The sequence below is a fragment of the Vibrio sp. 99K-1 genome (assembly GCF_013114585.1).
Taxonomy (GTDB): Bacteria; Pseudomonadota; Gammaproteobacteria; order Enterobacterales; family Vibrionaceae; genus Vibrio; species Vibrio chagasii_B.
The window spans coordinates 21,298-30,584 of record NZ_VTXF01000049.1 but is presented as its reverse complement, the minus strand read 5'-3'; the positions used below and the strand labels follow the sequence as shown (position 1 = coordinate 30,584).

At 40.9% G+C, this 9,287-nt stretch carries 6 protein-coding genes and 4 pseudogenes; 6 read left to right on the top strand and 4 right to left on the bottom strand.

Features of this window, described 5'->3' with window-relative positions; genetic code table 11:
• Window positions 1-552, top strand: a pseudogene (locus F0228_RS24950) (DUF1566 domain-containing protein); the annotation flags it as partial.
• 412 nt (window positions 553-964) lie between these two features.
• On the opposite strand, the gene F0228_RS24945 reads toward F0228_RS24950, so the two are convergent.
• Together F0228_RS24945 and F0228_RS24940 are read right to left on the bottom strand one after the other, a co-directional pair.
• Window positions 965-2,467, bottom strand: a complete 1,503-nt coding sequence (locus tag F0228_RS24945; RefSeq protein ID WP_246859871.1) for an EAL domain-containing protein — start codon at window positions 2,465-2,467, stop codon at window positions 965-967.
• A gap of 250 nt (window positions 2,468-2,717) precedes the next feature.
• Complete coding sequence (locus F0228_RS24940; protein ID WP_171762995.1) at window positions 2,718-3,998, bottom strand: hypothetical protein; 1,281 nt, start codon at window positions 3,996-3,998, stop codon at window positions 2,718-2,720.
• 507 nt (window positions 3,999-4,505) lie between these two features.
• On the opposite strand from F0228_RS24940, the pseudogene F0228_RS24935 reads away from it, so the two are divergent.
• Window positions 4,506-5,213 (top strand): annotated as a pseudogene (locus tag F0228_RS24935) (KilA-N domain-containing protein).
• 81 nt (window positions 5,214-5,294) lie between these two features.
• Here F0228_RS24935 and F0228_RS24930 read toward each other — a convergent pair.
• Window positions 5,295-5,435 carry a hypothetical protein gene (locus F0228_RS24930; protein ID WP_171762992.1) on the bottom strand — a complete coding sequence of 47 codons (141 nt, stop codon included), beginning with the start codon at window positions 5,433-5,435 and terminating at the stop codon, window positions 5,295-5,297.
• 230 nt (window positions 5,436-5,665) lie between these two features.
• Between F0228_RS24930 and F0228_RS24925 the strand changes: the two genes are divergently transcribed.
• Window positions 5,666-5,983 carry a hypothetical protein gene (locus F0228_RS24925; protein WP_171750879.1) on the top strand — a complete coding sequence of 106 codons (318 nt, stop codon included), beginning with the start codon at window positions 5,666-5,668 and terminating at the stop codon, window positions 5,981-5,983.
• Window positions 5,980-6,690 (top strand): annotated as a pseudogene (locus F0228_RS24920) (replication initiation protein); the annotation flags it as partial. The gene F0228_RS24925 and the pseudogene F0228_RS24920, both read left to right, overlap by 4 nt.
• Before the next feature lie 142 nt (window positions 6,691-6,832).
• Here the strand turns inward: F0228_RS24920 and F0228_RS24915 are convergent.
• On the bottom strand, window positions 6,833-7,405 hold the full coding sequence (locus F0228_RS24915) for a DUF2913 family protein (RefSeq protein ID WP_171762994.1): 573 nt from the start codon (window positions 7,403-7,405) through the stop codon (window positions 6,833-6,835).
• 390 nt (window positions 7,406-7,795) lie between these two features.
• Here F0228_RS24915 and F0228_RS24910 point away from each other — a divergent pair.
• Window positions 7,796-8,569, top strand: a pseudogene (locus F0228_RS24910) (ParA family protein).
• A gap of 16 nt (window positions 8,570-8,585) precedes the next feature.
• On the top strand, window positions 8,586-8,885 hold the full coding sequence (locus F0228_RS24905) for a hypothetical protein (RefSeq protein ID WP_171750880.1): 300 nt from the start codon (window positions 8,586-8,588) through the stop codon (window positions 8,883-8,885).
• The last annotated feature ends 402 nt before the right edge of the window (window positions 8,886-9,287 follow it).

The following is a 9,287-nucleotide window of genomic DNA, read 5'->3' as shown; positions in this document are numbered from 1 at the left end:
GCGACAGTAACGCCGACAGGCTTCCTGTCTGGCGTCAACGTCGGCCAAACAACGATAACCGCCACTAAAGATGGCGTCACCAGTAACACAGTGAGCGTGGAGGTATATAGATGTCTGTCCGTCGGTGCTTCATGTATTGATCTATTCGATACTGGGAATGGGAAGTTGTTTACCAATTCACCCTCAAAATTATTTTTATCCTCCATTGGAGGAAGTGCAAATAATGGTTTTACGCAAGAAATTGGAACTTCTGGGCCTGCTGGAGATTTCTTTTGGTTCTCTTGGGATAATGCAAGTAGATTATGTAGTACATATAGTAACGAGGATTTAGCAGGACGCACCAACTGGCGTTTGGCAACAAAAAATGAGTTAGAATTGCTCTTCAATACATACGGCAATATGTTCAACGCGCGCGGCTGGCCAGTCAGGTTAAATTACTGGTCAATTGAGAGTAGAGGTCCTGGCTTTTTTAATATAGACCTCAGGAATGGCGGCGGAGGGTTGAGTCTGGGAGAAGAAGAGTTGTACGCGTCCTGCGTCTCAGTTCCCTAACGTTTAACGTATGAGTTTTTGATATTCCAACTTATAACCACCTACTTTTGCAGGTGGTTATCTTTTTCATAGATGTGCAGTCAGCTGTATCTAAAAGGATATCGTTGTAATCTTGAACGCCTGCGCTACTACGCCTCGTCGTTACCTTTTACTGATTTCAATTAAGTTCGAGTAAGGGCTTGCTGTTTTATGTGCTGATTTCCCTTTCGACTCGCATCATTTGATGGTGCTCGCAGGCTGTTAACCTTCCTCAAAAAGAAAGGAAACTCCTTATAGCACAACAACATACAACTCCAACGCTCTCTAAATCGAATTTCAGAGACCAGTGTTTCGCTGCTGGCCATGAAAGCTCACCAAAAAATGATATCTATTTGGGCGCTCGTCGTTGAATAAGGCAAGCTCCGTGACGTTTTTAGTTGAGCGTCTCACTAACCCGCTCGTGAGTATAACCGTAATCTAAAGTCCAGCGATGGAGATCTTCAATCGACATAGGTTTGGCGTAGTAGTAACCTTGATGTTGAAAGACGCCTCTTAATAAAAGCCCTTTAGCTTCGAGTTTATTTTCAACTCCTTCCGCTACTAGATTGAGTTCTAATTGTTTAGCCATTTCAATATACCCATCGAGAACAGCGGACTTTCCTTCATCAATGGAGCGTGTAAACATTTTGTCTATTTTGATAGTGTCAATATCGAAATAATGCAAATAGGAGTTTCCGCCATAACCGGTACCTGCATCATCAAGGCTTATTTTAAGCCCTAATGTTTTGAGTAAGGCGATACGCTGACTGGCAAACGCTAAATTTTCAATCGGTTGGCGTTCTGTTAATTCAAGCGTAAGTTTTGAGTAGTCGTGCTGAAACCGCTTTAAATAGTGGTAAAAATCGTCATTTTGGAGGTGCAGAGGAGTGATGTTGACACTGCAATAAAACTCGGTGTTTTGACTCATCAAAGGCGATAAGTCGCGGTAAATGGTTGTAATGAGATTCTCTGTTGTTGGAATGATCTCCCCACTTTGCTCTAGATAATGGATGAACTTGCTTGGTTCTATGACACGGCCATCAGAGGGAAGCCATCGGAGTAAAGCTTCGACACCGAGCATTTTACCTGTTTGTGCGTCGACGATGGGTTGATAATAGGGGAAAAACTGGGCGTCTCGAACCGCTTTTTGAAGAGCAATTTCTTTTTTTGCGTGCCAATAGGAAACACATAACCAAAGAATGGTGAGTGAAATCATAAAGAGTAAAGTGGTAACCGGCCACAAGTTTTGCTTAAACTTCGAGAGCACTCGTGAGGTAGAGACGGAGGATTCAAAGGTAAGAGGCAGATAGTTTGAAGCAACTGAGTTCGAGTACAGGCGATCGGCATTGGGCAAACTGCCTATTTCAAGGATAGTGTAATTTTCTTTTGGTAAAGATAAACGAATAGAGCGTTGGTGGTCTAAATCATTTTCAAGAAAAAGGTATTCCGTGCGTAATGGAAAGAGGAAACCGTATTGTCCATTCGAACCGTATAGATAGGGGGGATGTTTTGGGGTTGTAGAGAGAGAATAAATCGCTAAACGCCACATTTCTCCTTTTAATTTTGTATTAAGTAAGTTCTTAAAATTACGTTGTTCAAACTGCTCAACACCGAAAGGAGAGCAATAGGTATAGGGTTTCTGCTTATCAAGATTAACGATGGGTATCGACATAAGTAGATGCGACACATAAAGCTTCTCTAACTGCTCTATAGTGTCAGTGGAGCATTCACCGCTAGCGACGCTGGCTTCAGAAAGAGTGGGTTTTTCAAGCCCATATTTAATCGCAACAGAAACGATTTGATCGAGGTAGTCGACGTCATGCTTAATTTCATTATGAACTTGATAAAGACTGGTGGCCAATGAAGCCAATAAGCTAAATAACAGGGCCAATAACATAACACCAGTCTTATAGACCCATTGAGGGTGGGGACTGAATAATCGGTTTAACCAAGGGGGTCTGGATCGCATGCTTAACTCTTTATAATTATAAATCCAACGGATTGTGTTGAGTTGTCAAATGTTATTATGCGGTTTAATTAATGTTTCTTTCTATAAGAAATCCTTGATCTTAAAAGGCAAATTATAAAAGTGGAAAGCTGATCACTTTTTGTTAGGAAGTTTTAATTTTTAGGCTCTAAATCAAGCCTTAAAGAAAACACTGACCGTAATCTTGGGCCGCATTAAACATATGGCTTAAATGTAAGGCTTTCTTTGTTAAAGGATCATATTTATGGCAAGCAAAACAGCCCCTATCTTCTTTAGGGTGCACTAAAGCAAACCATTGAGGGTTTTGGACATAGGTCTCCATTGTACTGTTTGATAATAACTTCGAACCCCCTATTTCATTTTTCCAAGTGGGAGGCACCTCTCCTTTATTTAAATCACTCTCGTTTGAGACTGTCCAAGATGTACCCACAAGGAAGTAGTTAGACCAAACAGATTTGCGTGATTGGTAATAATCTGACATTGCCTCGTTAAGCGCTTTTATATCTTTAGCTACTTCAGTTTTCGTTAAAAAACCAACCCCATAGGGTGTTTCTCTACAGACTTGGGTAGGTTTACCAGGGAAGTAAGTATTCACTTTCTGAAAGGACATTGGGTTGAAAAATGTCCATTTACCTGATTTTTCAAAATTTGATAGGTTAGGAACATCAGCACAATCAGGAGCGTTTTCCTTGTGTTCAAATGTGGTCCAAATGAATTCAGGATGATTCCTTGTTTTTCGTACTATATGAATCCCAACCAAGCCCATTAGAACATTACTCCTTACTACCCCGTTGAGCTCAACATCTCTATGAATAGTGAAAAATTTTTCAGGGTTGTCGTTATTAGATATTAATTTCCATGAGGTTTTTACTTCAGTGGAGCCTGGGGATATTTCAAACGGTGTTTTCCCACTGTCAATCTCGGCGACACATTGGCTATTGTTTAATCCGTGTTTGACGATGTCATTGTAGAATTTTTTATTGACACTTTGTTGATAGAAGACTGGATTGCTTTCTTGATCGTTCAATGGGAAATTAGAGCCGGCTTGAAGGATCTCACTTTGTACTAATCCTTGATCACCTTTATTGTCCCAACTATCGGGTATCTCTTTAAATATTCTGTCTTTCGGCATCATATTCAAGAATAAATCCGGTGTCTTGTCACTGGTATAATAAGCAAAAGATTGCCATGCAAACTGCATAAAACTGCAATTAGTATCGGATTTACTAGTTTCTGTAGGCTCTTGAGGTAAGGAAGGGTAATCAATCCAAGAGGAGTCCCCAGTACAGCCGGAGGCTTCTAATTCTAACGATTTTTTATTACTAACCTTATTTTCGTAAGAGTCATTCGATTGTAAAGCTTCCCCTCTAATTTCTGTGGAATAACAATGTATTGGGGAGAGGAAAAACGAAGAAACTATGATTTTCTTTAAATAATTCATGATAAATCTTCTCATTCGCATTTATTTGAGTGGCCAAACTACAATAGTTACAAATAAAACGAATCTAAATTAGTTAATAATTTAGTGTGGCTCTGGAACGGCGTGTCTTCTCTGGAATTTTTTGTCTCAATCCTGTCTACGTTCATGGGTGAGGCAAGCTGATTGTAAGAACTATGCTCTATACAATATGCAACGTTATTAAACGTTTGACACTGATCTCCCACATCCTAAACCCGACACTGGCAAAATCCAGTGTCGGGTTTAGGACCCCGCTTTTGTATAGGGCACATTAGTGTCAGCTTCTGCTGGCCTTTTTTATGTGCGGCTTCGGCACACCTGAACATAGTCGTTTTACTTAAAAAACGTACTATCAGCATTATGGTGGGCTGGGCGAGGCAGCTTCGGCTGGTCGTTCCTATGCGCGGTAGTCCTAACCTTGTTCAGTTCACCACCCGAAGTTTAGGACCTTCTTGTGGTGATTTAATTAAGTCGCATAGGAGGCCTATCATGCCTAATCTAACTATCGTTAATAAAGACATCCGCACACTTGATAATTTGTACTCGTTAAATGATTTACATAAAGCAAGTGGTGGACACAATCGACATCGTCCAAGTATTTTTATTAAGAATCAGCAAACTCAAGAACTGGTTAATGAAATTGAGCAAAGCAGTAATTCCTGCTTTGCTGTAAACACCAAACGTGGCGGTAGTAATGCGGGGACTTGGGTATGCAAAGAACTTGTTTATTCTTATGCAATGTGGGTTAGCCCTAAGTTCCATCTAAATGTCATTCGTGCGTTCGACAGTATGCCCACAGCTGCAGCTCTTCCAGCTCCAACCGTTCCGCAAGACCTCTCCTTAAACGACTTAATTTTTGAGTAGGCGAAGGCGAAAAACGTAACAACGCAAACTGTACATGCGCACTACAATTCTGTATTCAATACTAATGCTTGGTCACAAGGGCATGGTTTTGAACATACATTGGCAAAAAGAGTACTTAAACAAGACTTAGAAAATGAATTGCGTAGTCAAATCCCAGAACTGCAGTTACTTAAGCAGCAAGCGAGAGAGCATGGCCTAGCATTGGTGGATGGAAGTGAATCCCAAGGCTTTTAAGGCCGAATGCAAATGCAGCAAAAGCAACTCGAGAAGTTGGTAGATGATGTAATGGCGTTAAGTCGAAATCATAGTGCGCTGACAAGACATATTTTGTGATAGGTATTACTAATATTTAGTAACTCAATGGGAAATTAGACGAGAAAAACCATATTATTGACCTGCTTTCTATCTGATAGCTCAAAATATGTCGCCATTGTCGCCATTGTCGCCATTGTCGCCATTGTCGCCATTGTCGCCATTGTCGCCATTGTCGCCATTGTCGCCATTGTCAATTTTGGTTTTTTGTAAGGTTTTGTTCTTAAATGATTTAATTTGCAATTGTATATAATAGCCAACTTTCTTTATTATGGGTTGAGCAGGCGAGGTTAATGACCCAATTAAGGCGTTCGAACCATGTGTTTGAACAAGTACGACTGCGAATTCGTTTATTCGGCCTTGAGAAGCGAATACAAAGAATCAGACAACGTTGGCTTTGACGCATTTTAATTTTCCAGAGTTGCGTTATTGGTTTCTCAGAAGGTGAGCGTTATTTAGCCGAGGTCAACTTTATGAATCATCATGTGTTTGCGGTCGTACAGGGTAAAGTTATTCAAACCAGTATTGAAGCTGTCTCCAATTTAGTCTTAAAAGGTAAAGAAGAGTGGCGTGATGCAGTCAGTTGTCCTTCGGAAAGGCGTTCGATAAAAATTGACACCCGTGGCGGTTACGAAAGCTCGAAAGGAATGGCTTTGACCGGCTCTCAAATCTTGTCAGAGAGAGTCAATAGTACTGATTCAGTAACGGCGCTCAACGCTCAAGACAATCTCTCTTGCTTTGTTTTTTCTAGAGGTGAGTGTGGGCAAGGTGCACCGAGGGTGATGAGATGACGGCTCATTCTGAATACGCTGCGTCTTCATCCATTTCGTGTTTGAGTCGGCTACTTGAGGAAGCGCCTTATTTGTCGAGGTGCAGTGACAATAAAACCGCGATGCTCATCAGACCTCGAAACTATGCGGTCAGATGGCCGTATATGCAGGTTAATCGTAAAGATATGCAGGTTAATCGTAAAGATATGCAGGCGTGGATGGTGTTTGACATCGATCATGACCATCGAGCTGTCCCCAACCCGTATATTTGGCAAGATGAAGGCTTGCCACCCCCTAATCTAATCGTTCGAAACCGCACCAGTAATAAAGCCCACCTTTTTTACGCTATTGTGCCGGTTTTCACCAGCGATCAAGCACGATCCAAACCCATTCAGTACCTCAAAGCCATTTATCGCGCCTTAGCATTACGACTTGAGGCGGACTTGAGTTATTCAGGCCCTGTTGCCAAAACGCCCTTTCATCCTTGGTGGCAGACGACCGAACTCCACCGCAGTGTCTATGAACTCAATGAGTTAGCGGATTCTCTTGAGCTGGAGACAACGCGGCCATGGCTTCGTCAAGATACTGATGTCTCTTATTCTCGAAACTGTACTTTGTTTGAACACACTCGCCGATACGCGTATGACATTGTCGACGAAGAAAGAGAAAAGGGCAGTTATACGAGCTTTAAACGCCGTGTCGAGAGTTTCGCTCATTATAAAAACACCTGATCAGCTTACTGATCGAAGATCAAAAGATTTCCCTTGATTGTGATGATAAAAGGAAAAGGCTGGTAGTACCACTTGGTAAATCGCGTCAAACACATCTTGATATGGGTTGGAAGTGCCCTGCTTTTTAGATTTGGTTGTGTTAGCTAATTGGGTGAACTTGATAGTGATAGTTCTTCAACTCTTCACTTGTTTGGCACAACTCAAATGTGAAATAAGGCTGGGTGACTAAGCACTGAGTGAACCTGTCTAATTCATTCGTATGTATAAACAGCGAAATGGGTGCAATCTGACGGTTTTCATTATCGAAGCAGTTATCGATATGTGCTCTGTCGATATAAACTACGTCCATTTCCTGTTTAGGGGTCTCTTCAATAAGTTTTGTTTCTAATCCGCTCTTCTCAAAGCGTTCTAACAAGGCATAAAGCTTATCAACGTCGTTTTGACTTTCTATCGCTGAATATTGAGATAAAACGCTTTCTAAGTGTTTTTCGATTGAGCCAAACTTATTCTTCATCAAACAAACCGTTTTAAGCTTTTTCTTGATAATGCTATATCGAGCTTGTTTGATTTTTGGCTTCAAGAAGTCAATGATGATCTTGTTTCGTTGCTCTTCTTTAACAAAGTGACTGGCAATGTTTACTTTGAAGTAAAGGTGAAGAAGAGTGTTTTCGAAGGTCGACTTAAGAAGTTGATGGTATGAATGTTCTGACATTGTTCACATGGACTATTTATTGGTGAGGGTATCTTATCATGAAAATAGCAAGGCTCTATGGCAGAAAGCAAAGTGACGTAACTTGCTAGTTGTTCGTTGTAATGCTTAAACCGTGTACCCATCGTAGTCACAATATTTTCAATTTTAGAACTCGACTTTGATTCTAGTCTTGAGGTTAGGTTAAACAACAGGTATTGGTTGGTGAGAAGCCTAATAACTTAATTCAACGCGGCTGGTGCCATCTTCTTTAGGTTTTTTACAGCCTTGATATTATCGATTAGTAACGGATGGATAACTTTTAATGAAAAGTGTATTACCTATGTAATACATTGACAGGGCGATGTGTGTTTATTGTTGTGTATTACACATGTAATATATGAGGTGTCTACTATGAAAACAAAGATCATCAGCGCAGCGAACCAAAAAGGTGGCGTTGGAAAAACCACGACTCTTGTCAATTTAGGAGCTGAGCTTGCACGAAAATGAAAAGTGTTAGTCATTGACCTTGATCCTCAAGGGAACTGCTCCAAAACGTTAACCGGACAACGTGATTTTAAGTTTGAAGAGACGGTTGCTGCTTTGTTTGATAAGCCTAAGGTTGTGTCCATTGTCGATTTAATTCAACCTGCAAAGCTTAATGGAAACTCCATTGAAAACCTCTATGTTGTTCCCGCTGATGTTCAGTTGTCACGTGTCATCGAAACATCACTGACAAAGATTAATCGTGAACGAATTTTAGAGAAGCAATTGGCAAAGTTAGGTGATACCTATGATTTCATTCTTCTTGATACTCCACCAAACTTATCCCTAACGACTCTTAACGCAATCCAGGCCTCAGACCTTATTTTGATCCCTGTTGATTCAGGTGCATTTTCACTGGACGGCATTAGTCCTTTACTCGAAGCTGTCTCTGAAATTAAGGATGACGAAGGCAACTATCTGATCCTGAGGAACGAGGTCGATTCAAGAAACACTATTATCAATGAGTTCATTGATGAGGAATTGGAGGTAGTACAAGATAAATTGTTACCAGTATCTGTCCGCCGTTCTGAGCATGTCGGCCAAGCTAATGCTGTTTCTTCTCCTGTGCGTTTTTATAAATCGGGCTCTCTTGTTAATAATGATTACCGTAAACTCGCTGCATTTCTTCTAAATTTAATGTAATACATAGGTAATACACATGAGTAAGTTAAAGAAACGAGGATCTATAACAGCTATCTCCACTCACAAGAACGAAGGTTCAAGTAAGTCGACGGGAATTACGACTGTCAAAAAGAAAGTGACGACATCTTATAAGGTGCCTCCTCTGACTCTTAGAATGTCACTGACTGATAAAGAACGGATAACCGATTGGGTAGCAAATCTGCAAGAGCAGACAGAGAGAAATGTGTCTGCAGCAAAATTGTACCGAGCCTTGGCTTTATATCAAGACAAGATCGATGATGAAGATCTCATCGAGTTGATCAACAAAATGAATTAAACATGTATTACCTATGTACTACATGTCTTAGATAAAGGCTCGTTATAGACTTTAAGCGATGTCATAGAGCCTACCTCAGACTTAACTTCAAACATTGATGAACATGACACTTGAAGAGTCTTGTTACCTGTTCTTAGCCTCATTTCCTTGTAAAGACAAAACTGTAAACGTGTCTTTATCACGATTCTTATGTTGCCTTAGGCGTCATCCTGCGGGCTAGGCCCTGACTGTCCTAAGAGTCTTAGCACCTTGTCGTTCCCTTTTCGTTGATCTCTCTATCTTTGAATAAGTTCGAATAAGGGCTTGTTTTCTTATGCGCCGATTTCTTTCACTCGCCTCATTTTCGGGCTCGCAGGCTGTTAACCGTCTCTCCACACAACCTGTTTTTCAAGGGAAGCTTCG

What these genes read in the sequence shown, in the direction of transcription:
- F0228_RS24945 (WP_246859871.1), bottom strand. Translation starts at nt 2,467, where the DNA reads ATGTTATTGGCCCTGTTATTTAGCTTATTGGCTTCATTGGCCACCAGT.
- F0228_RS24940 (WP_171762995.1), bottom strand. Translation starts at nt 3,998, where the DNA reads ATGAATTATTTAAAGAAAATCATAGTTTCTTCGTTTTTCCTCTCCCCA.
- F0228_RS24925 (WP_171750879.1), top strand. Translation starts at nt 5,666, where the DNA reads ATGAATCATCATGTGTTTGCGGTCGTACAGGGTAAAGTTATTCAAACC.
- F0228_RS24915 (WP_171762994.1), bottom strand. Translation starts at nt 7,405, where the DNA reads ATGTCAGAACATTCATACCATCAACTTCTTAAGTCGACCTTCGAAAAC.
- F0228_RS24905 (WP_171750880.1), top strand. Translation starts at nt 8,586, where the DNA reads ATGAGTAAGTTAAAGAAACGAGGATCTATAACAGCTATCTCCACTCAC.